17 protein-coding genes and 1 pseudogene are annotated in these 23,189 nt (G+C 63.6%); 8 read left to right on the top strand and 10 right to left on the bottom strand.

Translation table 11 applies throughout. The annotated features are described in order from the left end of the window. Positions 1-109: 109 nt before the first annotated feature. Positions 110-946 (bottom strand): helix-turn-helix domain-containing protein, encoded by an 837-nt coding sequence (locus MFF64_RS38720; protein WP_099907733.1) that lies wholly within the window; start codon positions 944-946, stop codon positions 110-112. Positions 947-1,068: 122 nt separating this feature from the next. Here MFF64_RS38720 and MFF64_RS32820 point away from each other — a divergent pair, with 122 nt between their 5' ends. Further along, positions 1,069-1,716, top strand: coding sequence for a hypothetical protein (locus MFF64_RS32820; RefSeq protein ID WP_238193430.1), 648 nt, complete (start codon positions 1,069-1,071; stop codon positions 1,714-1,716). Between the two features lie 49 nt (positions 1,717-1,765). After that, positions 1,766-2,720, top strand: a pseudogene (locus MFF64_RS32815) (IS481 family transposase); the annotation flags it as partial. 59 nt (positions 2,721-2,779) lie between these two features. Here MFF64_RS32815 and MFF64_RS32810 read toward each other — a convergent pair. Continuing rightward, complete coding sequence (locus tag MFF64_RS32810; RefSeq protein WP_099907734.1) at positions 2,780-3,064, bottom strand: DUF6894 family protein; 285 nt, start codon at positions 3,062-3,064, stop codon at positions 2,780-2,782. A gap of 193 nt (positions 3,065-3,257) precedes the next feature. Between MFF64_RS32810 and MFF64_RS32805 the strand changes: the two genes are divergently transcribed. Beyond that, positions 3,258-3,893 carry a LysE family translocator gene (locus MFF64_RS32805; RefSeq protein ID WP_099907736.1) on the top strand — a complete coding sequence of 212 codons (636 nt, stop codon included), beginning with the start codon at positions 3,258-3,260 and terminating at the stop codon, positions 3,891-3,893. 1,969 nt (positions 3,894-5,862) lie between these two features. Here the strand turns inward: MFF64_RS32805 and MFF64_RS32800 are convergent. From MFF64_RS32800 to MFF64_RS32775, 6 genes are all read right to left on the bottom strand, one after another. After that, positions 5,863-6,873 carry a sensor histidine kinase gene (locus tag MFF64_RS32800; RefSeq protein WP_238193429.1) on the bottom strand — a complete coding sequence of 337 codons (1,011 nt, stop codon included), beginning with the start codon at positions 6,871-6,873 and terminating at the stop codon, positions 5,863-5,865. 131 nt (positions 6,874-7,004) lie between these two features. Beyond that, the gene (locus MFF64_RS32795; RefSeq protein WP_238193428.1) at positions 7,005-8,054 is read right to left on the bottom strand and encodes a sensor histidine kinase; all 1,050 of its coding nucleotides are present in this window, start codon (positions 8,052-8,054) and stop codon (positions 7,005-7,007) included. A gap of 278 nt (positions 8,055-8,332) precedes the next feature. Further along, positions 8,333-8,539 (bottom strand): hypothetical protein, encoded by a 207-nt coding sequence (locus tag MFF64_RS32790; RefSeq protein WP_238193427.1) that lies wholly within the window; start codon positions 8,537-8,539, stop codon positions 8,333-8,335. Positions 8,540-9,224: 685 nt separating this feature from the next. After that, positions 9,225-10,229: an HWE histidine kinase domain-containing protein gene (locus MFF64_RS32785; RefSeq protein ID WP_099900654.1), complete on the bottom strand. Its 1,005-nt coding sequence runs from the start codon at positions 10,227-10,229 to the stop codon at positions 9,225-9,227. Between the two features lie 507 nt (positions 10,230-10,736). After that, entirely contained in the window at positions 10,737-11,225 is a 489-nt protein-coding gene (locus MFF64_RS32780; RefSeq protein ID WP_238193426.1) for a response regulator, read from the bottom strand. A gap of 368 nt (positions 11,226-11,593) precedes the next feature. After that, the gene (locus MFF64_RS32775) at positions 11,594-14,143 is read right to left on the bottom strand and encodes an HWE histidine kinase domain-containing protein (protein WP_238193425.1); all 2,550 of its coding nucleotides are present in this window, start codon (positions 14,141-14,143) and stop codon (positions 11,594-11,596) included. A 956-nt stretch (positions 14,144-15,099) separates the two neighbouring features. On the opposite strand from MFF64_RS32775, the gene MFF64_RS32770 reads away from it, so the two are divergent. The 3 genes from MFF64_RS32770 (at position 15,100) to MFF64_RS32760 (ending at position 17,237) form a co-directional block, all read left to right on the top strand. After that, positions 15,100-15,333, top strand: a complete 234-nt coding sequence (locus tag MFF64_RS32770) for a hypothetical protein (RefSeq protein ID WP_238193424.1) — start codon at positions 15,100-15,102, stop codon at positions 15,331-15,333. 1,087 nt (positions 15,334-16,420) lie between these two features. Then, positions 16,421-16,687, top strand: a complete 267-nt coding sequence (locus MFF64_RS32765) for a hypothetical protein (protein ID WP_238193423.1) — start codon at positions 16,421-16,423, stop codon at positions 16,685-16,687. A gap of 217 nt (positions 16,688-16,904) precedes the next feature. Beyond that, a complete protein-coding gene (locus MFF64_RS32760; RefSeq protein WP_099902039.1) occupies positions 16,905-17,237 on the top strand; it encodes a hypothetical protein in 333 nt (110 codons plus the stop codon). Positions 17,238-17,621: 384 nt separating this feature from the next. On the opposite strand, the gene MFF64_RS32755 is transcribed toward MFF64_RS32760, so the two are convergent. Both MFF64_RS32755 and MFF64_RS32750 read right to left on the bottom strand, forming a co-directional pair. Continuing rightward, positions 17,622-18,716: a sensor histidine kinase gene (locus MFF64_RS32755; RefSeq protein WP_238193422.1), complete on the bottom strand. Its 1,095-nt coding sequence runs from the start codon at positions 18,714-18,716 to the stop codon at positions 17,622-17,624. Continuing rightward, the gene (locus MFF64_RS32750; protein WP_238193421.1) at positions 18,716-20,215 is read right to left on the bottom strand and encodes an ATPase domain-containing protein; all 1,500 of its coding nucleotides are present in this window, start codon (positions 20,213-20,215) and stop codon (positions 18,716-18,718) included. The genes MFF64_RS32755 and MFF64_RS32750 overlap by 1 nt, the downstream gene beginning before the upstream one ends. A gap of 1,006 nt (positions 20,216-21,221) precedes the next feature. Here MFF64_RS32750 and MFF64_RS32745 point away from each other — a divergent pair. Together MFF64_RS32745 and MFF64_RS32740 are read left to right on the top strand one after the other, a co-directional pair. Next, on the top strand, positions 21,222-22,040 hold the full coding sequence (locus MFF64_RS32745) for a transglutaminase-like domain-containing protein (protein ID WP_099904074.1): 819 nt from the start codon (positions 21,222-21,224) through the stop codon (positions 22,038-22,040). A 148-nt stretch (positions 22,041-22,188) separates the two neighbouring features. Then, the gene (locus MFF64_RS32740) at positions 22,189-22,437 is read left to right on the top strand and encodes a hypothetical protein (protein WP_099904076.1); all 249 of its coding nucleotides are present in this window, start codon (positions 22,189-22,191) and stop codon (positions 22,435-22,437) included. The last annotated feature ends 752 nt before the right edge of the window (positions 22,438-23,189 follow it).

The following is a 23,189-nucleotide window of genomic DNA, read 5'->3' as shown; positions in this document are numbered from 1 at the left end:
TTTGACTGATTGCGGAAGTCGGGCGTCGTCTTCGGCATGAGGAGCCGATGTGGACGCAGGCAACTCGCGATCTCTGCATCGAGCGGCTGGCCATCCAAGCAGCGCGCCCTCAGAAGCCGAGATCGTCCTGCCGGATCTCTGATCGGGGATCGATGCCGCGGCTCCGCAGCGATTCGGCGGCTCGCCGGTCTGCAGCCGTCTTCTCATGCCGCTGCTCCGCCGTCGTCTCTGGGGCCTTCCTGCGCCGGCCACCGGTGCTCCGGGTCGAGGCCGGCGGCGCGGTTCGGCGCTCCTCACGGGCTGGTCGCACCTGCCGCTCACCATCGTCGCTGCCGGTCGGCGCTTGGCGCTCCTCACGCGGCTGCGGCTCCTCGAGAAGCACGCTCCACCGCGCCACCTCGCGGCCGGTGAGCTCGGCGCGATCGTCGCGCAGCATCACCACCCGGGTCTCGCCGAGGTACCCGGCGAAATAGGTCGCGCCGGTGCGGTCGGACCGGTCCTCAAACCACCCATGCTCGCTGCCGTCGATTTGAACCAACTCGCCCAGATGCTCCCGCCGGAGCCGTGGTGGATGCAACGCCCGACGCTGCCGACGCGACAGCCAGGGGCCCGCATCCTTCATCCAGGTCCGCAGCGTCTCACGCGAGACCGAAATTTGGTGATGCTTCTGTAGCATCTCCGCCGCAAGCGTTGGACCAAAATCCGAATATCTCTCCCGCACGGAGGTGAGAGCAAGATCGCGCAGCCCATCGCTCAACGCTCGGTTCGAACGACGACCGCGAGCCTTGTGACGAACGGCCGAAGCCCCATCGGTTCGGTAAGCCTTGATGAGCCGGTGAGCCTGTCGCCGACTCAAACCCAGAAGGCGCGCCGCTCCCGTCACCGTTTGTCGCCCAGTCAGAACGGCCGACAGCACCTCGACCCGCTGCAACTCGCGCTCGCTCATCAGGACTCACCCCATGGCGACCTCCCGCGGTCCGCAAAACAGGGGAGTGTGCCATTTCTAATCAGCCAGAGTGGGACATTTTAATCCGGCGCCTACATGCCGCCGTGCGCGGAATCGTGTTCATGGAACGCGAATCCACCCGCCTGGAAAGTTCCCGGAAGGTCTCAAGCGCGGCTCGGTGGCGCGCTCAGTCGAGGGGCAGTCTATCGGGCTTCCGGGGAGTCGGCCGGCGCGGCGCCTCTTCTATGCTGGTCTATGGCGACGGCAAGGGCCGGGAATCGCCAAATGGCAGACCGCCGCCTAAGATCGCGGTCGAGAGCACCAAGCTCCCCGAAGGCGCCTTCATGTCCAACAAACAGAACACGCCCTCTCTCGCGGATCTCGTTAAGGCTCAGAACGAGCGCCAGCAGGCCGAGGAGTGGCGGCAAGAGCAAATTGCTGAACAAGGCAGAGTCAATGATAGCACTCAACGATCAAAATGGAATTCAATGACAGCCGCCGCCGAGGTCGCGGTATCGGACATCAACAAGGAGCTTAGTGGCACGGGGGTTTCTGTTGAATTTGCGAAAACATTTGCCGAGGAGAATATTTTAAGCTACGAGTCTGTTAAAGCGACCGTTCGCCGCGCGAGCGGATCGAGGAAAGAATATATTGAATTCCGATCTGCCTCGATGGAATTCATCAACGTGATGAAGCCAATGCCGCCAAATATTGTCAAAAACTCAGACATTTACTTCGAAGACGCCGAGGATGATACGCTAGGTGTTTGATCCTGCGGTGTGGTGGTACGGTTGACCATCATGCTGCGAGGGATGCGCTATGGGCCAAATTCTCCACGGCAGCGCCCGCACGACGGAGGCGGTCTGTCGCGCAATACACTACGCCAAGAGAGTGTGAGAGCGGCGGCCAAGCGCTACGGCGTCAGTCCGACGACGATCCAGAAATGGCGCGGACGCCAGTCGACGGCCGATGCCGCCATGGGTCCGAAGCAGCCGCGCTCGACGGTCCTGACCCCAGAGGAAGAGGCGATCATCGTCGCCTTCCGGCGCCATACTTTGCTGCCGCTGGACGACTGCCTCTACGGACTCCAGCCCACGATCCCGCACCTGACCCGCTCGTCGCTGCATCGCTGCCTGGAGCGGCACGGCATCAGCCGCCTGCCAGAGATGGAAGGTGACAAGCCCAAGAAGAAGCGCTTTGCCGAGTACGCTATCGGCTACGTCCACATCGATATCGCCGAGGTCAGGACGGGAGAGGGCAAGCTCTACCTCTTTGTCGCCATCGATCGAACTTCGAAGTTGGCCTTCGCCAAGCTGGAAGCAGAAGCCAATCGCGACACCGCTTCAGACTTCCTCCGCGCACTGGTCGCGTTCGTGCCGTACAAGATCCACACCGTGCTGACCGACAACGGCGTCCAGTTCTGCCATGCCCCGCGCAACCGCTCAGGCCCGACCGCCCTCTACAGCCGGCACATGTTCAATCGCGTCTGCCACGAACACGGCATCGAGCATCGCCTGACCAAGCCTAACCACCCTTGGACCAACGGTCAGGTCGAGCGGATGAACCGCACCATCAAGGACGCCACCGTCAAGCGCTACCACTACGAGCCCCACGAACAGCTCCGGACGCACCTGCAACTGTTCGTCGACGCCTACAACCATGCCCGTCGCTTGAAGACCCTGCGCGGCCTCACGCCCTACGAGCAGAGCCTTCAGATCTGGACCAAAGAGCCGAACGCTTCAGGCTCGATCCGTCACACCACATCCCGGGACCATACACCCCTCATAGCGCCCCACCAATGATCGTCCGGGGCGGGTGGGCGGCGGACGCTCTTCAGTCGAGGCTGTTGGCTTCGGCACCCATCGCAGGCGGAACCTCCTCGCCCAGCCAGAGACCCGCGAATGTCATTGTGGCGGTGTAGACGGTCAGGTTGTCTTCGTTGCGGACGAGCACCGTGAAAGCCTGGCGATTCCCGTCCTTCGGGACGCCATCCCTTGCGATCGCAGGAAGAACTTGCATCGCCTCGGTCCGGATGGCCTCTTGGCCGTCGCAATCGAACCCGACATCGTCCCGGGTGAGCCACTGCCCGTCGTGGATGTCGAAGTAGTATCGGGCCATGAGGTCCTCTGCTGTGAGCGCCTAGACCGCAACGCTCTCAAGCTGTCGGTGTTCGGTACGATTTCGCACTGAGGATCCGTAACGGGCGGACGGCCGGCCTCAGCGCACGGCAGTTGCGAACGCTCGCACGGCAGTTGCGAACGCTCGCAAGATAGGTCAGCAGTACTGACCTCTTTCCCGTGGTGGACGCCGCATGTTCGACCTGCACGCCTACGCCCTTTTCCTCGCCACGGCCGTGGTGCTCGTCCTCTCGCCAGGACCTGACACGGTGCTGATCCTGTCGCGCACGCTCGCTTCGGGCACCGCCGCTGGCTTGATGACGCTCGTCGGGACGCAGGTCGGCAACGTCATCCACGCCGTCCTCGCCGGCGTGGGCGTCTCGACAATCATCCTCCTCTTTCCGGTCGCGTTCACGGCTCTGAAGGTCGTGGGCGTCCTCTACCTTCTGTACCTCGCCTTCATGGCGTGGCGCGCGCCTGCGACGCTCGAACTTGATCCTGCCCTTCGAGATCGGGCGGGATATGCCGGACGCTTCTTCGTCCAGGGGCTCGCCAACAACCTCGCCAACCCGAAGATGATCGCGTTCTTCCTGGCGCTGTTCCCGCAGTTCGTGCACCCGGAGGCTGGTTCGCTCGCGCTTCAGAGCCTCGTTCTCGGCATGACGCTGGCACTCATGGCCGTGGCCTGGATCGGGTTCGTCGTGGTCGTGGTGGGGCGCTTCAGGGCGGCGGTGGCGTCGAGCACCACCTTCCTGAAGATCGCCAACCGCCTCGCGGCCGTGACCTTCTTCGGGCTCGCCTGCCGATTGGCGGTTGAAGAAAGCCACTGACGACGGGACCGCCTTAGCATCGCCCCCTGTCGGTTGCATGTGCAATTTGGTAAACCGGCGTTAAGCACGCGGTCAGGCTTGATGTCGCCGATCCAGGCCGGGAGCTTTGTTCGATGAACAAACGTGTTACAGGTAGGCGATGCAAAAATTTACAGAGAAATCTCCCGTATCTCTGACATTGGGTGCTTTGGTCCTATCCAGCACAGTCAAGGCCGTTGGCGGCACCATCGACATGCCCGCTTCAGCGGCATCGGCCGCGAAGCGGCTGCAGCAGCTTGTTCTCGATTTTGGTGACCCCTGTGCACCGATCGAAGTCTGGCTTCCCGCCGAAAATGCCGCTCATGCGGAGTGCTGCGCGGCCTAAAGGTCAACCTAAAAGGGATGGGGGCAAATCAGGACCCTTCGCATTGTTGTTTCTATGGTTGAAATGGGTCGCGAACTGCCCCTCGCGCCGTGCCTGTTGTGGCCTGCCCTGGCCGCATCAGTGGCGGCGCAAACGCGAAGATCGAACGGCATGGCATTCGGTCCCAGACAGGACGCTTGAGCATGGAGCAGTGAGCGCCTGGGACGTGGCAGAAGCACGGGCAACCTAGATAGCCCCGCCGCCTTCTAGCGTGACTGTAACCGCGGTTGCACAATAGTCACACTGTCTCTTATTCGCTCTTCCATGTTGTTGCAGCGCAGCATAGTACGTATCAGCAAGATTGCGGTTCCGCCGCAGCCTTGTGCCCATCATGGGCGTTTCCTTCCGACTTGGAACCGACCCGTTGTGGACAGTTCATTTTTGCTTGGCCGTTCTGTGAGTACGGCAGACTTAGCTGTGAAGGCCATGCCCGAGGAAGAGCCAACCCCTAGCGTGACGTTTGGAGGCCGCGGCGACGGCTCGCTCGTGAGCGGATGCATCCACCTGCATGTCTGCCCCATCTGCTCGCAGCGCAATGCGCGCGCGATGGTCGCCAGCGGGCGCTGTGCCTGGTGCGCCTACGTCCCGAACCCGGCCGACGTCGAGCCTGCCCGGCCAAGGTCACTCGGACGCTCATCTCGAACGATATAACGAGGGGCTCAGGAAGGGCACGCCCATAATGAACCCGTACGTCAGGCTTCTGAGCCCGCCTTCGGCAGCGGCCGGCAGATCGGTTCACCTTGGTTCGGGCTGCGATTAGCAAATGAGGCGGCAGGAACTGCCACGCTTGGTAGCATGCTGGCGTGGTCACCGCAGGAGAGACGATGCAGGAGTTCCTATGGCGGCACCGCTCAAGGCTTCCCAGCGCGCTTACATCTGGCCTCACTGGCTCGCCCCCGATCTCGGGATGGAGCGCACCGAACGATCCAGAGTCGGGGGGCCGCTCGCGGCGGCTGAACCGCCGGACCGGTGCCTGACCTCTTCCGAACTGATCCGCATCGCCCGATGGGCGCGGGTGTCACCAAGGCCGCCAATACCCGGCTCGTGAGCCTGCTGCTGGGGTCACGCTAAGAACACTCCGGGCCGCCGGACCGCCCGGTCGACGTGGCTCCGATCCTCGACGGCGCGCGTCCAGGAGCAGGTGATCACAGTGTGGGGGAGGGCAGCCAACACCAACGCACCAGGAGCATCGTACAGCGCGTTCGAGGGCTCAATAGGTGCCCTGCTGCTACGCCACCACGTCGGTCCTGGGGCATCCTGAGCCCGGAATGACAGCTTCAGCTCTGTGGGGCAGCTCTGTCAGGAGCGTGCCTCGTAGGCTCAGCCGGATGTGCCCCCTTGCAAATCTTCAAGCCTGCTCGCACGTATATCCGCTTCTTTGGAAGAAGCCGACATGTGGGTGGCGACTGCGACGTAAGCATGTCGTAGCCGATGGACGTGCTGTATCACTTGGCGCGGCCGCCACAATTCATGTCCGCCATCTCGAAGCGGTATGCGACACTTTCCCATGGGTGGTGACCCGACCCAACGCGGGTTCCTACGGTGGTAAAGTCGAGGCATATGGCCTCACGGGCCGAGGAACGCCGTCACGGTGCAGATGACCCCTGACGGTGCGAAGTCCAGGCTGACGGTGCCCTGTAGGTCCTGGGCGAGCGTACGCTCGACGAGGCGCGTGCCGAAGCCGCGCCGGGTCGGCGGGACTACCGGCGGCCCGCCCCGCTCCTCCCAGCGCAGGGTCAGGCGCACCCCGTCCGCGTCCTCGGTCCGCCAGGTGAGGTGGATTGTGCCAGTCTCGTCGGACAGAGCGCCGTACTTGATGGCGTTCGTGCAGAGTTCCTGTAGCGCCATGGCCACCGCAAGAGCCGCGCGCGGCGGCAGCCGGACGGGAGGACCCTGGCATTGGAAGCGGACGGCGTTCGCCGCGTAGGGCTCGAAGGCGCCGGCCACAATGTCCGAGAGGTCGGCGCCACCCCAGAACTCGCGCGTGAGTACGTCGTGGGCGCGCGACAGGGCGATCAGCCGATGCTCGATGGCAGGGCCTGCCTCCGAGCTCATGGTGGTGCCGCGCAGCGAGTGCGCGACGATGGACTGCACCGTCGCGAGGGTGTTCTTCACGCGGTGGTTCAACTCGTTGAGGAGGACGCGCTGGTGCTCCTCGATGCGCTTGCGCTCCGTGATGTCGACGGCGATCAGCACCGCCCCGATCATCTCCCCGTCGCGGAGGATGGGCGCGTTCGAGCAGGCGACGTGGACCCGGTCGCCGTTTCGGTGGAAGAAAACCTCCTCGTGCCGCTCAAGCCGCTTTTGCGACGTGAAGACGTGCCCGAGCGGGCACTCCGCCATCGGGAAGGGTCGGCCATCGGGATAGTGATGGTGCAGGCGGTCGTGCAGGAGGTGCCCGACGAGTTCGTGCCGGAGCCAGCCGAAAGTGCGCTCGGCGGCGGCGTTTGCAAAGAGCGTCCGGCCTGCGGTGTCCATCACGAAGATGGCATCGGCCGCGTTCTCGACTACGAGTTCGGCCAGGTCGTGGAGGTGAGGTCCTGTCACGTCGTCGGCGGGCGGGAAGGTCAGGTTCATGAGGTCGCCGGCCCGAGAGCGTTCGAGACCTTATAGCCGCTCGCTGGCCGCATGACATAACATCCGCTGACAAACGGGTCGGATCGGCGCTCCTTCCCGCGAACGTTTGAACCGCGACGGGAGGCCGGGGGTCACGCTCCTGACGTGCCTGCCCTGCCGAGCGCCTGGGGGAAGATCACGGTCACGACCGTCCCAGGCCGTCCCTCGTCCGGTTCTACAGCGAGGCTGCCGTCAAGTTGCTGGGCCATCGAGTGGACAAGACGGCGCCCGACCCCGCCGACCCGCGGGACGCCCGCCGTGTCGATGCCGATGCCGTCGTCCTTCACCCTCAGCAGGAACGCTTCCCCTCGGCGTTGGAAGGACACCGTCACGGTGCCGGTGCGGTCGTCGGGAAAGGCGTATTTCAGCGCGTTCGTCACCGCCTCGTTGATGATCAGGCCGACCGCCACCGCCTGCTCGTGCGGGAGGGGGTGGGGCTCGGCGGCGACCTCCACGTTGACGGGGCGGAGGTCTACGAGCGAGGCCTGCAGGTCCGCGCACAGTCCCTTGATGAACTCCTGCGTGTTCACCTCGGCGGCGGTCCCGCGGCCGATCCGCAGCCGGTCGTGCACGCGGGCCATGACCTCAACCCGGTTCGACGTGTTGGCGAGCATCGCCTTGGCTTCGCTGTCGCCGAGGCGACGTTCCTGCATGCGCAGCAGGGACACGACGATAGTGATGTCGTTCTTGAAGCGGTGGACCGCCTCGCGCAGGAACAGGTCCTTCTGCTCCTCTGCCGTACGCGCCTGGAGCTCGGCCGCGCGGGCTATGTGCTCCGCGGCCTGGGCGCCGTGCAGGGTCTTGCGCATCTCCTCGACGAGACCGGCAAGGAGGAGGCTGACGATGACGAAGGTCAGCCAGGCGAGCTGATCGCGTGATAGGGCGATCCAGAAGCTGTGCCGGGGCTCGAGCTGCAGCGTGACCAGGCCGGCGGCGAGCGCCGTGGCGAGGAAGCCGGAGCCGTGGTTGAACAGGACGGCCGCCAGGAACACGGCCGGGAAGTAGAAGAAGAACGGGTAGGCCTGCATCTCGGGCCAGACCCGATGGCCGGCAAAGGCCGCGCCGACGAGGAGCAGGGCCGCGGCGTAGCTGGCCCAGGCTGGCCACTGCCGCAGCATCTGCCGGATGATGAAGTTCCACATCGTTCCCGTGCCAAGGCCCCGGCCGTGCAAGCGTTCGCGCCTGCGACGCCAGGATAGCGACGGTCCTAAGGCGTGGCCAAGGTATACCGGGCATGCTGGTTCCTGGCGCCCGACTGGCTCCCTACATTTCGGCCGCGCCGATCACCCTGATGGGCCTCTCTACCGCCTGGCTCGGCAGGCACGGCATTCGGCACGGCACGGCGGCGCATGCCGCCGTGACCAACACGATCCGCCAAGGCCGATGGACCGTTTTTGGCCTCGGCGCTGCGGTGCCTCGGTCAACTGCGGCGGCTCATGTTGCCACCGCTCATGCCCTCGCAGCAGCAGCCGCCCTTCTTGCCCTTACCAGCATGGTTCATCGCCATGCCACCCTTGCCGCACATCATCGCGCCCTTGCCCTTGCCGCCACCGCAGCAGCTCATGGCGATGGCCGGGGCGGCACTGAGCATCAGCAGGGCAGCGGTCGTCAAAACAAGCGTCTTCATGGCGTCCTCCTGGAACAAGTCCCGATAGCAGGCCTGACCGGCTAGCGCTTGACAAAGCCGATGTCGGCCGCGACGGCCGTCATACGGAATATGTCGTGCCCCCAGTCAGCGGCCATTCAGGGTCCAATTCATTCCCATACCCCGCGAAGGGAAAGGCAGTCAGCGCTGATGCGCCAGGAGCGTCATACAGCGCGTTCGAGGGTCCGCTAGCTGCTGTCTGCTGCTACGTCGATTTCACGGTCCTGAGGTATCCTGAGCCCAGCATGACAGCTTCAGCTCTCTTGGGGCAACTCTGCCAGCAACGTGCCCCGTGGGCCCAGCCGGATGTGACCCTAAGCGGACCCTCCGCTTTGCCGTTTTGGATGTCCGTTATGAAAAAGAGAGGCGGACCTGTAAGCGGCAGCCATGATACCAGCATGTTCGGGCACATGGGCGACCGAGACTGCGACGATGGAGCCGTGGGTCCGGGACGTACCCGGGTCGGTCGCCCCTTCGGACCCGACCCCGGGCATCCGGGATGCACCGGCTCGAGGGTGGTGCGTCACTTACGCCGCATCACAACCTCAACTCGATCATCAAGGTCGGGACCCTGGTGACTGGCAATCCGGCCTGGCCGGAGAAGCCCCCCGGCAGGTACGTGATGATCTCGTTGCCCTTCATCGGCCTGGCCGTGACGGCATGGTGTCTACCGTCGTTCCAGCGGAAGACGGACGTGTACCCGCAGCCCGTCGCTCTCGAAGCCGACATCCACCTCGGCCGCGACTTGCGCCGTCAGGATCTTGTTCAGGAGCCGGGTCCCGAACCCCTCGCGCGTGGGAAGGGTCGGGGGCGGTCCGTCATGCTCGTTCCAGGTCCAGGCGAGCCGGTGGCCGTCCGAATCGTCCTCGACCTTCCACGTCACAACGACCCGTCCGCCCGGGTGCGCCAGCGCGCCGTGGCGTACGGCGTTGGTCGTCAGTTCGTGCAGCGCCATGCTGACCGGCACCGCGAGTTCCGAGGGTAGCTTGAGCCGCGGGCCCTCCAGGGTGACCCGGCCACCTTCGGCGTAGGGGTCGAGCTCGGCGCGGAGCAGGCCCTCGAACGAGGCGACCTGCGCCTCGTCCTCGGTGATCAGCGCGTGGGTCCGGGCCAGCGACCCGATGCGTCCGCCGAAAGCCTTGGAAAACTCGACCATCGTGACCGACGAGCGCATCGTCGCGTTCAGGACGGCCTGGACCGTCGCGAGGGTGTTCTTCACCCGGTGGTGGAGCTCGCGCACCATCAACGCCTGGCGGTCCTCGAACGCGCGACGCTGGGTGACGTCCCGCTGTGCCGAGACCCAATTGGTGATGCGCCCGTCCACGTCGCGGACCGGGGTAATCAGCCATTCGACTTGGTAGGTCGTGCCGTCCTTTCGGTAATTCAGCGCCTCGCCCTGGAAGGCCTCGCCGGCCTCCAGCGCGGCACGGGTCCTGCTCAGGGCCGCGCGGTCCGTGCCTTGCCCTTGCAGGAAGCGCGGGCTCCGGCCGACAGCTTCCGCCGCGTCGTAGCCCGACAGCTTGGTGAAGGCCGGGTTGGCGTAGACGATGACGGGTCCGGGCTCGTCCAGGTCGGCGGTGGTGATGAGGATGGCCTCGCCGGTTGCCTCGACCGCGGCCCTCAGCAGCCTGAGGTCGATCCCGATCTGAGCATCTTCCCCTGTACGCGACACTCGCAACCACTCCTGGGCCGGTCCGGGGCTTCGAGAACCCTGCCCGGCATGCGGTGTTCTACGAGGCCCGGCTGGACATACAATCCGCCGGGAAGCGGTGGGTTGCCAACGGCCCCTCAGCCGGTCCGTGCAGCCTCTTCTCAAAGGCTTGCCCCGGGCGGCATGGCGGTCCCGAAGCCGGGGGCGTCACGACGCCTTTCCGCTCGATGAGGTCGTCGCGCGCTACCGAGAACTGGTCGCGGGCAACACGCGGCGTCTCTTGACCTGAGCCGGAAGCGCTGAGTGCATCCGAGCTTCCTGCGCCCGGCCGGCCCGTCGGGCGTAGCGGCCCTCGACGCTGACTTCGAAGGAGCACCCGAACGAGACCCGGACGTCTATCGTTTTCTTGAGAGCGGTCGGGGTGAAAGGCACCATGGAGGGCATGGCACCACGCGCGAGGCAGGATCAGCCGCAGGCCTACGGCCGGGCTTCGGAGGCGATCCTGGCTCAAACGGCACGGGCCTAGGGTTACGTTTTATCAGGCTCTGCCGCGGGAGCCGCAACGGCACCCATCCCGGTGCCAAGATCCGCTCCCGTATGAGGTGGGATCCCAGATGGCATCAGAGGAGCAGAAGAAACGTCCGCTTCATTCTGGTCCACGGCAGTGCCCAACTCACGCGCTAGATCGGCAGAGTCGTATGGCTTGCGGAGGAGGCGCACCCCGGGTGGAAGCTCATGGCTATGGTCCACCGCACGTCCTGAGGTGAGGATGATGCGGACGGAGGGCCAGCGCGCATGCACGAGGTGAACCAGCGCGATCCCATCACCCATGATACGGCGGGCGGTGATCAGCGTGTGTATATTGCTCGGGCCTTCGAGAACGGCGACAGCCTCGACTGCCGTGCGCACCTCGATGGCCCTGAAGCCCAGATCCACTAGCATGTCAGCTGTGACCATGCGGATAAGCTCATCGCTCTCGGCGATGAGAATGGCGATCGGCCTGGTATCAGTGCTCACAGGGTTTCTCTGATCACAAACTCACGGTCGGCGACGCTGGGTCAGAATACCCATATCGACGATGTAATCGCTCCATGGATCGTGGGAGGATTGCTCGTGATAGCAGGCTGGCTACGTCACCACAAATTATATCTCACTCGTAACGGCTATATGAAAAATATCGCAACTTGCTGATGTCGATCGTAGATGCTGACAACGGCACGCGGTGCACATCCCATGGCTGAATTTTTACGAATCAGAACTGCGATAATGCGCCGATTCAAGCGGGTGTAGGGGCATGGATCATTCATCCCCGAAGTTTGATGCAGTGCGCCTTGTGCTGCGCTCGGTCTCGAACGCCGACGCAGCTGCCCTTCAGACCTTCGGGTTCAGGAGCGTCGAGGTCGGGCGAAGGCATGCCGCAAGCTGTCGGCCCCGTAAGGCTTCTTGATCACCGCTACGTCGCCGAGATCTGGTGGAACCTGGAAGCTCTCGCCGTAACCCGTTGCGAACGCGAACGGGATGCCGAGTTCCGCCAACCGTCGGGCGACCACGATGCTCGTCTCGGCCCCGAGATTCACGTCGAGCAACGCCCGGTCCGGCGGCGACGCATCGATCAACCGCAGCGCTTCCCGGACCGAGGCCGCCAGATCGACCGCATCTGCGCCCAGGGCGGTGAGCACTTCCTCCGCCTCCAGCGCGATGATCATGTTATCTTCGACCACGAGAACGGTCCCGCCGAACGAGACCGGCCGAACGGCCTCGGGCTGGACTGCGCGCATGGCGCGCGGCGGGGCGGCGCGAACGAATGCGGCCGGGATCGAAAACCTCGCGTTCAGCCCGGTCAGCGCGTAATGGACCTCGGCCTCGCCCTTCAGTTCATAGGGAAGGGATCGCTCGATGATCGTCGAGCCGAACCCGCGCCGGGTCGGCGCCTTGACCGCGGGGCCGCCCGTTTCGATCCAGTGCATGACGAGGCTGTCGAAGCCGTCCCGCTTCCACCGCACGTCGACCCGGCCGCAGCTGTCGCTGAGCGCACCGTACTTGGCGGAGTTGGTGACCAGCTCATGTACGATGAGGGCCATCGTCGTGAACGCCTGCGGCTCGAGCAGCACGTCGACGCCATCGAGGACGACACGGTCCGCCTTGTCGCCGAGATACGCCGCGGCCTCGACGGTGAGCAGGTCGGCGAGCGAGCCCGGCCCCCAGTTGGCTGAGGTGACCTGATCGTGAGCACGGGCGAGCGCCTGAATGCGGTCGCCAACCACTGCCATGAAGTCTTCGCCTTCGCCTGCGCTGGCGCGGCTCTGTGTGACCACGCCCCGGATCAGGTTGAGGATGTTGCGCACCCGGTGGTTCAGCTCGGCGATGAGGAGCTCCTGCCGCTCCTGCGCCTCCTTGCGTTCACGCTCGGCCGAGTCGCTCAGCCGCAGGATCACTTCGAGAAGGGTGACCCGCAGCGCCTCCGCGGTGCGGGCCTCGGCCTCCGTCCAGGGGAGCGAGCGACCCCGCACCACCTCGCGCCACGCCTCGAAGCTCTTGCGCGGGGTCAAGCGGACGCCATTCGGGCCGAGGCTCGCGGGCTTCTCCGGATTGCCGGCCCATGTCACCGCGCGCGCGACCTCCTTGCGGAAGAACACCAGGAAGTCGCGCGGCGTGCGCGACACCGGTACCGCCAGCATCCCGGCCGCCCGCTCGGTGAAGTCGCGGCCAGGCTCGTGGAAGCGCCCGATCTCATCGGTGGCGTAGATGCGGCTCGCCGCCGTGCGGTTCAGGAAGCGCACGAGCCCGGTGAACTCCTCCCGCGTGGGCGTCATGCCCTGCAGGGTGATCTCGCCGTTCACAAAGAGGCCCAGTCCGTCGCAGGCGACGATGCCGGCGAGTTCGTCGGCGAAGTCGCCCAGGCCATCCAAGCCGGTGCCTCCCGACGCCATGGCGCTCATCAGCCGGGTGTGGGTCTCGCGGGCGACGGCCTCCTGTGTGGCGAGAGCCTCGCGCTCGCGGCTCTCCAGGATCCAGGAGAACATCTGACCGAACAGCTCGGCGGCGGTGCGGCGTTCCAGGGAGATGTGGCGCGGCTCGGTGTGATGGCAGGCGAACAGCCCCCAGAGCCGGCCGTCGCGCAGGATCGAGACCGACAACGAGGCGGCCACGCCCATGTTGCGCAGGTATTCCAGGTGGATCGGCGACACCGTGCGCAGGCTCGACAGGGAAAGGTCGAGAGGCTCGCCAGCCGGGTCGTGCGCCGGCAGCACGGGGATGGCCGGAGCCTCGACGTCGGCGATGATGCGCAGCCAATTCCGCTCATAGAGGGCGCGGGCCTGCTTGGGAATGTCGGAGGCCGGGTAGTGCAGGCCGAGGTAGCGGTCGAGCCCGGAGCGCACGGCTTCGGCGATGACCTCGCCCGACCCGTCGGACGCGAAGCGGTAGACCATGACTCGGTCGAAGCCGGTGAGCGCGCGCATCTGCCGGGCGGCCTCGCGGCAGAGCGGCTCGAACTCCACGGTATTCTGCAGGCGCGAGACCATGTTGCGCACGAGGTTGCCGGCGCTGAGGTGCTCGGGTGCGCTGGGCTCGGCCTCGATGACGATGGCACCGCCGGACACGTGCAGCGCGACGTCGAAGACGGGCTGGTCCGGCACGAGCTGGACCCCGAAGATCCTGTCCACGGCATCGGGGCCGCGCAGCGTCTGCAGGTGGCCGCGCATCAAGTGAATGGCTTCTTGATCGACGATCGCGTCGAGCGGCAGCCCGAGCAGGTCCTCCGCGGGACGACCGAGCCACTCTGGGGTGTTGGCGCTGGCCCGCACGACCATCCAGTCCGGCGACACGGCGAGCAGGAAGCCGAACGGCTGCACCGCGCCGAGCACGTGGATCGGCTCTCGATCGCACGTGGTGAGATCGACGGTCGGCCCGCTCTCGTCCGTACTCGTGTTCATGCGCCTCGCGTCGTTCAGGGGATTTTAGTCGCTGTGTGAGCTTAGAACCGCTCAAGCCATAAAGCTATCATTTGTTAGTATGGTGTGAGAGCTACAGGTGCTCCTGTGCCATGAATGCCGCAAGAGTCCGCGTTAGATCACGGCCTATCCACTTCGAGATTAATTTTATTAATTCGTAGAGTCTACCGCTCAACAAAATTTGATATCATCTCAAAATTGCGATGACGCCGAAAGAGATTGATTTGTTACAAGATCTTACCACGAACCTGTGAGCTGAGAATCGTCCAGTGCCTACGCGAATGTCTGGGCGGCAACCAGCAACGACGAAATTCCGAGACGAACCAACTCTCCGTGCCGGTCGACGTGTTTCGGGGTCATTCGCCTCAAGGGGGGTTGCGCAAGGTTGGTCACATGCGCCGCCACCCGGAGCGAGCCCCGTTTAAAACGTACATAAGGGACAATCGTGAGAACCTATGCGGAAGCTTGGGCATGCGCCTTTGTCAAACAATACGCAGCGGATCGAGATCATCACGGGACGCCGGTGTCGTCAGCTCTACACTGACTAGGAGAAGGTGCGGCTGGTCGAACAGACGATGCAGCCGGGCATGACCGTCTCGGCGGTCTCCCACCCGTATGGCCCCTCGCCAAGCCTTGTACCCGGAGAGAGGCGTTGCAGGCCGAATACGGGCAATCGGCGGTACGGGCCGATGACGGCGACGTCGCTGCCAGCCATAGGCGTGAACTGGAACTGCGCGTGCGTGATCCCGAGCGTCTGCTCGGGCGCAAGACGCTGGAGATCGGGGTATCCAGAGATGCCTGGCAATCGTACGAAGAAAAAGCCGTATGGCCGTTGCCGTCACCGGCTCTCGGACGCTTCCCGGTCCAGGTGGTGGCCGACGTGCTCGGGATAGGCCGCTCCGACTGCATCACAGTGACTACCGATCGAGATGGGCCCCGTGCTGACCCTGGCGCAGGCGGGCTGCGTGCCGCCGACCGCCGAGGACAACGACGTCGGCAATCTTGGGAGTGAGCTCGCCGAAGCCGCCGTCGCGACCGCGCCGACCGTGCGCTCCCTCGTCGTCCGCTGGATACCGGAGAGCGGGCGCCCTGCGGACGACGTGCTACCCTACCTGGATCTCAGCGTTGCCGACATCGTCGCGGCGGTCCATGACAACCTCCGCAACACGTGACGCGAGCACTATCGTCTCACGTCCTACTCAGGCTACATAGGAGATGCATGATCGCGATACGACACGACGATGGGCCTCTCGTCAACCGTCGGCGGACAAATCTATAAATTCTATTTAATGTATGGTTATAGAAGAAATCTTATATTTCATTCTTAGCTTCAATAGCATTTCTACGATACATCCTGCGAGCCGTTCACGTTCGTCGTCGGACATGCCGTCAGTTTCCAGGGTAAATGTCCCATGACTGGCCTCGTCATCGAACTCGTCGAACTCAAGCCAGAGGAGGCTGTGACCTCCGGGCTGCTGCCGAATCCGCTTCATGATCAAGGTCGCGATCTGCGACCACGTCTTCCACTCGCGTTGCATGCGTCATACCCAGAGGTGAGGTCTGGCGCTGCGCCTTTCAGGGCCATGTGTCAAACACGAATGCGTATTTTATCTAATGGGACAATTGAATCTCGTCCGTTTATTTCGTGAACATCGCATAAAACGGCGGCGCGCTATAATATAGGTACCCATTATGCCCAAATGAATAGCGTGATATGCGGAACTTTATATTTTTTGCAGGTTGCAATGTTCCAGCTGGATACCATATCCAGGGCTGTATCCTGGCGATGGGTCGGGATTGAACGGAGGGCGCGATGCCCACCGACCTTCCTCCTCGACGAAATTCCCCGCGAACTCATGGTCTCTCGACCCTGCATGTGGCTTTCGCCGGAGTACGGCTGCGATTTCTTAGCTGGGGAATGGAACAGGCCGTCGAAGATCGTGATCACGTCAAGCTCTTGAAGCGCCTAAATGCCTGGGCTGATCTGCATGAACGCGTCTCGGAGCGTCTCGACGGCGAGATATCAGCGACGACAGGGAGCAATAGAAGTATCTTCTGTGATCGCGTCCGCGAGAGCGTATCAAAGATCGCACACGAGGAGCGGCGTATCGATCGAGTCGCTGGCCGCATGAAGCAGGCACGCTCGCAGGGAAAGCGACGTGATTATGAGCGGTCATACATGATAGCTAAAAACTCATATAACCGAACGCTGGTCCTTTGGAACCATATCTCACTCTCATTTCATTCAGGAAAATGACGATGGACCCCGGCAAAGGCATCATCGAGCAGCTTACGCAAGACCACAGGCGGCTCGGCCGCCTGCTCCAAAACATCGACAACGGCCGTTGGTGGAGTGCCGATGAGCCTGGACACCTCGACATGGAGGCCTTGCGAGGTGCAACCGCTCAAATCCGCGCGTCCACAGCCCAGATCGAACTCTTGGTCGGGGGTATCGGCACACGCCACAGCAGGAAGCAGGTCTCTGCATTGCCCGCGCCGGCAGCTTTGGCCTCTGCCGAGCCGTGAGCGCCATACGCCGTGGTGACGAGAGATCGTAAGAGTCTGCAATCTGCTTTGCAGGGCTTGCAGCTCAAGGACTCCTCGCCCATCGATCAGGCGTCGCACGCGGTAGCGTCCAAGGTAATCAATATTTTATAAATATCAGACGGTTGCCGACGAGAAAATATTATTCTCGTACAACCAAACTTATCATGCTTTCACGTGGGAACGGAAGGTTGGCTAGATGACGGACCGACCCATCGAGCTCGACGAACGGCGCGGGATGGCCGCCCTGAAGGCGACGAATAACCGCCGCAGACGGGCTGCCGTGAAAGCGCAGCATGCCGGCCTGGTCGCGCGCCAGCACGATCTGGAAGCCAACCTGTTCGCGGCAGAGGCCGCAACTTGGCCCGAGGCCGCCGACAAGGCACGGTACCTGCTGGAACGATTCGCCGCTGCGCTCTCCTGCGACGATCCTCGCTTACAAAGCATGGTGGCTGCCGTGTTGTCCGACTTCACGCGACTGTCGGAGCCGGACGAACTTGATGAACGAAACCTCGAAACACCTGATGTTTGAGCAGGAAGGTTCAGATGAGCAACGATCGACCCCGCGGAAACCGTGAAGCCAAGAAGCCGAAGAAAGCGAAGCCGAAAACCATCGCAGCAGCTCCGACCACCAAGGGCCATATCGTGACAAACGGCAAACCTGGCGCCAAGAATTAACTCTGGATACAAACGCCTGCTCCTACGTACAGGCAGGATCGCGGAAATGGCGGCGAAAAGTGCAATTGCAGACAAGCAAGAAAAGCATGGATCTTTGCATATAAAATAATCCTGCATTCAATATTGCCAATGCTGGCGCCATCATCCATCGCCGAGCAAGATCAGAGCCAGACAGGCGGACGCTGGGCAAATCTCCTAGGTGGTCGCATGAATTATGTCAGCAGCATCAAATCCGGTTTCATTGACGCAATGTGCGGTCGATAGGTGCATCGATTGTACAGATCGCACCACTCTTTCCGAATGTGATTTTGACATGCCCATCCAAATCGCGGGCGAGATTGTGCTCGATCAGCCGCGATCCGAAACCGCGGCGGGGCGGTTCAACGACGGCAGGTCCGCCCGTTTCGCTCCAGCGCAAGCAGAGGCGCGCTGGCCGGCTTGCCTTCGTCCAGGTGATCGCGACGTGGCCGGTCTGGTTAGACAGCGCACCGTACTTCACCGCGTTGGTCGCGAGTTCCTGAAACGCCATGGCGAGCGCCAATGCCATCTGCGGCGGCAACCGTACCTCCGGGCCGCTCACCTGGAACCGCTGGTCCTCCCGCCGATCGTAGGGGGCGATCGCCTGCGCCACGACGTCAGAGAGGTTGGCCCCCTCCCAGCTCTCCTGGGTCAGCACATTGTGGGCGCGCGAGAGAGCCAGCAGCCGCGTCTCAAGCGCTTCGCGTGCTTCTTCCGTGGTGGGGGCATTGCGAAGGGTCTGGGTCGCGATCGACTGCACGGTTGCCAGGGTGTTCTTCACCCGGTGATTCAACTCGTCGATGAGCAGACGCTGATGCTCCGCCGCACGCTTCTCGGCCGCCAGTGCGGTTCGTAGGCGCTGCTCGCCCGCATGCAACTCGACGAGGCGAGCGCGCGCCTCGTACTGCCGCCGCCGGCCCCGCAGGGCGGTACGTGCGACGCTGACGAGGGTCGTTGGATGAAACGGCCGCTCAAGGAAGGTGACGTTGCCGAGCACGTCCGAGGTCCGCCGGGCGACCGGGTTGCGCTCCAATCCACCTCCACGGTGGACGAGCAGGATGAACGGCAGATCGGACCAGGGTGGCTGGGCCACCACCCACCGGTTGATCGGCTGCAAATCCGCATTGAGCACCGCCTCGTCCGTCACGATCACCAGGCCCGCTCCTTGAGCCATCCCGGCTTGCAGGGCGGCAAGATCGCGACAGATGGCCGATCCAATGCCGGCCTCGCCGAGGAGCGACGCTGCGATGCTCGCATCCCGGCCGAAGGGCGCCAGGATCAGCGCCCGCTCGGAACTCACGTCCTGCTGAAGCATCAGCCTCGCTCAGCTTTCAGCTGCGGACCGTCATGGCTGACGAAATCGGGAACACCGCGCAAGACACCCTGGAAGTTCTCCAGAGGAGGCCCGATAGTCAAGCCGCCACTGCCGATTTTGTACTCGCGAATAGTATCTTCGTGGGCGCTGGTGCGCTTCTTGATGACCGAGATCGCCCGCCGGACCCGGCCAACTGCCTCGAAGTAGCGTAGGAGCACCACGGTATCGGCGAGATAGGTCACGTCGACCGGCGACTTCATATCGCCGACCAGCCCGTGCTGGGCCACCGTCAGGAAGGTCGATGCACCCTGCCGGTTGAGGTATTGCAGCAACTCATGCACGTGCAGGACGAGCGCGTTCTCCTCCGGCATCGACGCCTGGTAGCCGTTGAGGCTGTCAAGCACCACCGTCCTGATCCCGTGCTCGTCGACGCAAGCCCGCACCCGATGCGCGAATTCGCCGGGTGAGAGTTCGGCCGCATCGACCTGCTCGACGAACAGCTTGCCGGCGTCCCGCAGCGCCCGGAGGTCGTGGCCCATCGCCCGCAGGCGCTCGAACAGCAGCCCGAGTTCCTCGTCGAACACGAACAAAGCGGCCCGCTCGCCGCGGGCGATGGAGGCGAGGACGAACTGAATCGCCAGCAGCGACTTGCCGGTGCCGGCCGGCCCGAGGATCAGCGTGCTTGACCCCTGCTCGATCCCACCGCCGACGAGGTCGTCAAGTTCGACGATACCACTCGTCGTCTGGGTCCGGGTGAACGTGGTCTTGTGTTCGAGCGCGATCAGTCTTGGATAGACCGCAACGCCCCCCGCCTTGATCGAGAAATCGTGATACCCGCCACGGTAGCGCTGGCCGCGATACTTCACCACACGCAAGCGTCGGCGCTCCGCGCCGTATTCCGGTGACTGCTCCTCCAGTCGGATCACCCCGTGGGCGATGCTGTGCACGGTCTTGTCGAGCGCTTCCGCGGTCAGGTCGTCCAGCATCAGAACAGTGGCGCCGTGGCGTGCGAAGTAATGCTTGAGCGCGAGAATCTGTCGGCGGTACCGCAGCGATGTTCCGGCGAGAAGCCGGATCTCGGACAGGCTGTCGAGCACGACGCGGCTCGGCTTCTCGGCCTCGACCGCCTGGAAGATCGCCTTGGTGCTCTCGCCGAGCTCGAGGTCGGAGGAGTAGAGCAGGCTCTGCTGCTGCTCGGCATCGAGCAGGCTCTCGGGCGGGGCGAGCTCGAACACCTTGATATGCTCGTTCAAGGTCCAGCCATGCGAGGTCGCGCCTTCGCGCAGCTCCTCCTCGGTCTCCGACAGCGTAATGTAGAGGCCCTTCTCGCCGCGATGTGCGCCGTCGAGCAGGAACTGGAGCGCGATCGTAGTCTTGCCGGTCCCGGGGCTGCCTTCCAGGAGATAGAGCCGATCGCGGATGAAGCCGCCGACGAGGATATCGTCGAGGCCCTGGACCCCAAGGGCTGCCTTGGCTCGCGTTTCAGTGGGTAGGGTCATGGCAACCGATCTCCGCGCGCAGGGCCTTGGACAGGAATGGGCCGGGATCGGCTCACGACCCCTTTCCGAGGCGCGTTCCGCGTGTCGACGCGTGGAATGGGGCCGGTGTCGATGATGAGAAACCTCGTCGGGCCGCCACTACAGGCTCGGCCGCATAAAGAAAAAACAGTCGACTGAGCAAAAGGTTCAGGAGCGATGCGACGCCGACTGAGCTGGCTCACCGGGGGCGACAGGACGGGATTGCTCCGGTTGCCGAGCAGGATCCGGGGCATGCAACAGGCGATAGCCGGTCCTCAGTTTCGTTGACGTCTCGCGCCACCTTTCAGACTCGGCTCACCTCCCGTCGGATCGAAAGGGACGAGAGGGCCGCCGCAGCCCGTGCAGATCGAGGCCCCGAGTTTGTTCATGCGTTCGTCGCGCTTCCGGTCGGCATCCCGTCGCTTCCTGGTACTCTCTTCGATTTTTTCCGAGTCCAACTTGATCTTATCGTCAGACTTACCTGACGATCGCCCTCTAGCTGGTTCCAAGCCGGACTTGGTCGCAATGGGGAGCGCATCAGCGCTCGATGGAGCACAAACGTAAATACCAGTGTATAGCAGTGCGGCGATAAGCAGCACCGCATTCGTTTGATGTTTCACTTGCATTTGATGTTTCACTTGGCGCCCGTCTGTAAAAATCATCGTACCACATCTCGACGGCACATGACGATCGCTAAAGCCGGACGCCGGTGCGAACTTTTATCAAGACAGCCGGCGAAGCTCAGGCATCCGGGGTGGACGCCGACGCCTCGTTGGCAGAGACTCGCTGGCCGGCGCGACGGGTTCGGATGGTTGCTTCGACCATGCCTTTCGGATTTGGCATTCGGGAGAGCCCCCGGTCTGCGCTGCGACCGGACGCAAGGCCATGTCGCACATCGACTCCGTTGCAGCCGTGCCGACCCGGAACGCGAACCAGCCTGCCTCCATGAGGCGGGAACACGCCCCAGCATCGTTCACGGAGAGCTTTCATGCGAATCCACGTCGGCTGTGAAATGACCTACGACTTCGTGCAGGACACGCCGGTCGTCACGATGCTCAACGTCCACGCGTCGCGTTTCTCCGATCTCGAGCGACCGGACAATGTGTTGACGGTACCGGCTGTGCCACTCGAGGGATATCGGGACACGTTCGGGAACTGGTGCAACAGGCTCGTCGCGCCGGCCGGGCGTTTCACGCTGCGGACCGACACGGTCGTTCGCGACCATGGCAACTGGGACATGACCGACACGGTCGCACGGCAGGAAGAGGTGCGCAGCCTGCCCGTGGAGACGTTGCTCTACCTGCTCGGGAGCCGGTACTGCGAGACCGATCGCCTGTCGCAGACCGCCTGGGATCTGTTCGGAGCCATGGCGCCGGGATGGGCGCGGGTTCAGGCGATCTGCAACTACGTGCACGATCGCATCACCTTCGGTTACGAGCATTCCCGCCCCACGCGCACGGCGCTGGAAGCCTTCGAGGAGCGTCGCGGCGTCTGTCGCGATTACGCCCACCTGGCGATCGCGTTCTGCCGCTGCCTCAACATTCCGGCTCGCTACTGCACCGGGTACGTCAGCGACATCGGCCTGCCGCTGCCGCATGCTCCGGGAGATTTCGCAGCGTGGATGGAGGTCTTCCTGGGCGGCCGCTGGCACACCTTCGATCCGCGCAACAACAGTCCGCGCATCGGCAGGATCCTGATCGCCTATGGACGCGACGCTGCCGATGTGCCTCTGACGCTCACTTTCGGGCCGAACACCCTCGTGGGCTTCCGGGTCACGACCGAGGAGGCAGCGCCGCTCACGGCGTGAGGGAATCGAGATCGGCCTGCGGGGTTACGCGGAACGCGCCTTCGCCACGGGGGCGGCGTGCAGGGCTGCGCTGCGTTTCGGGGTCGGATCAATTCACGGCCGCGGCGGGTTGACCCCGTGCCGCATCTGCCGCGGTGCGGAGCGACACATGGTCAACCTGATACTGTCCTCGATGATGCTCGCGATCGAAGCCCAGAAGGTCGTTGAACTGCGACTGGTTCGGCTGGCCTGGGGCGGTCAGGAGGGGTGGGCCGAGGCCCAGTCCATGGTGACGGAGAAAGTCTCGGCAGCCGGCGAGGCGATGGTGACGCTCTCGCTTGGTGGGTCGCCCGAGGCGGTGGTCGCACGCTACCGCGAGCACGTGGCGGCGAACACCAAGCGGCTCGCGGCGCCATGACCGCGTGGGGGGCGACCGCATCGGAGGTCGCGATCCACCTGCAGTGCCTGATCGAGACCGAACATCAACTGGCTCTGGCCGATCGTGCGTGGAGGGCCGAGGTGCGGCGCCTCCACGGGCCCGACGGCGTCCTGCTGCATGGCTACAGTCCTCTCGGCATGGGTGAGCCGGGTACGCAGCAGCGTACGGCTTACGAGGTCCGCCGAGTCGCTATTGCGGCATGGCGACAGGTCAGAGCCCGCGAGAGATCCGCGATGTGATGCTACACGATCGTAAGCGTTCTTCAGAGCTTGCCTACTGTCTCGTGTGGTGAAGCGTGATGCTGATGCTCGTGGTTTGATCGCGGGAATCGGCTTGTGTCTGGAGTTGAGCATAAAGTTTAGTTGCGTCGTCTGGATGCGGTCACGTGCGATGGCAGTCGCCGTAATACCGGTCGTCTCTAGCGGAAGTAGCAGCATTTCGGTGTTCTGCGCTTCTGCCGGCACTAAGTGTGTCCAGTTTCGTACGGGGGGCCTTACGCGAATAAGGAGGCGACAGCAGGACCGGTGACATCGAAGGTCTTTATTATTCGAAGGGTTATCGTTCAGGTCCGCGCCGTTTGAGGCCCGGAGTTCGCACATAGCTGGCACAGGAAAGTCGAGCGTGTTCATCAGCCATCGACTGCCGGCACTTCCGTTTAACGGAAATCGCAGGTCTTATACCACCGCGCTTAAGCATTGACGCGTGCGATGTATTTGAAGTTGGCGATGGAG

The organism is Methylobacterium frigidaeris (assembly GCF_022179185.1).
Taxonomy (GTDB): Bacteria; Pseudomonadota; Alphaproteobacteria; order Rhizobiales; family Beijerinckiaceae; genus Methylobacterium; species Methylobacterium frigidaeris.
This window is presented reverse-complemented; position numbering and strand designations above follow the sequence as displayed.

Bases quoted from the DNA above. Each gene is read 5' to 3' on its own strand.
- MFF64_RS38720 (WP_099907733.1), bottom strand. From the start codon at position 946: ATGAGCGAGCGCGAGTTGCAGCGGGTCGAGGTGCTGTCGGCCGTTCTG.
- MFF64_RS32820 (WP_238193430.1), top strand. From the start codon at position 1,069: ATGGAACGCGAATCCACCCGCCTGGAAAGTTCCCGGAAGGTCTCAAGC.
- MFF64_RS32810 (WP_099907734.1), bottom strand. From the start codon at position 3,064: ATGGCCCGATACTACTTCGACATCCACGACGGGCAGTGGCTCACCCGG.
- MFF64_RS32805 (WP_099907736.1), top strand. From the start codon at position 3,258: ATGTTCGACCTGCACGCCTACGCCCTTTTCCTCGCCACGGCCGTGGTG.
- MFF64_RS32800 (WP_238193429.1), bottom strand. From the start codon at position 6,873: ATGAACCTGACCTTCCCGCCCGCCGACGACGTGACAGGACCTCACCTC.
- MFF64_RS32795 (WP_238193428.1), bottom strand. From the start codon at position 8,054: ATGTGGAACTTCATCATCCGGCAGATGCTGCGGCAGTGGCCAGCCTGG.
- MFF64_RS32790 (WP_238193427.1), bottom strand. From the start codon at position 8,539: ATGAAGACGCTTGTTTTGACGACCGCTGCCCTGCTGATGCTCAGTGCC.
- MFF64_RS32775 (WP_238193425.1), bottom strand. From the start codon at position 14,143: ATGAACACGAGTACGGACGAGAGCGGGCCGACCGTCGATCTCACCACG.
- MFF64_RS32765 (WP_238193423.1), top strand. From the start codon at position 16,421: ATGGACCCCGGCAAAGGCATCATCGAGCAGCTTACGCAAGACCACAGG.
- MFF64_RS32760 (WP_099902039.1), top strand. From the start codon at position 16,905: ATGACGGACCGACCCATCGAGCTCGACGAACGGCGCGGGATGGCCGCC.
- MFF64_RS32755 (WP_238193422.1), bottom strand. From the start codon at position 18,716: ATGCTTCAGCAGGACGTGAGTTCCGAGCGGGCGCTGATCCTGGCGCCC.
- MFF64_RS32750 (WP_238193421.1), bottom strand. From the start codon at position 20,215: ATGACCCTACCCACTGAAACGCGAGCCAAGGCAGCCCTTGGGGTCCAG.
- MFF64_RS32745 (WP_099904074.1), top strand. From the start codon at position 21,222: ATGCGAATCCACGTCGGCTGTGAAATGACCTACGACTTCGTGCAGGAC.
- MFF64_RS32740 (WP_099904076.1), top strand. From the start codon at position 22,189: ATGGTCAACCTGATACTGTCCTCGATGATGCTCGCGATCGAAGCCCAG.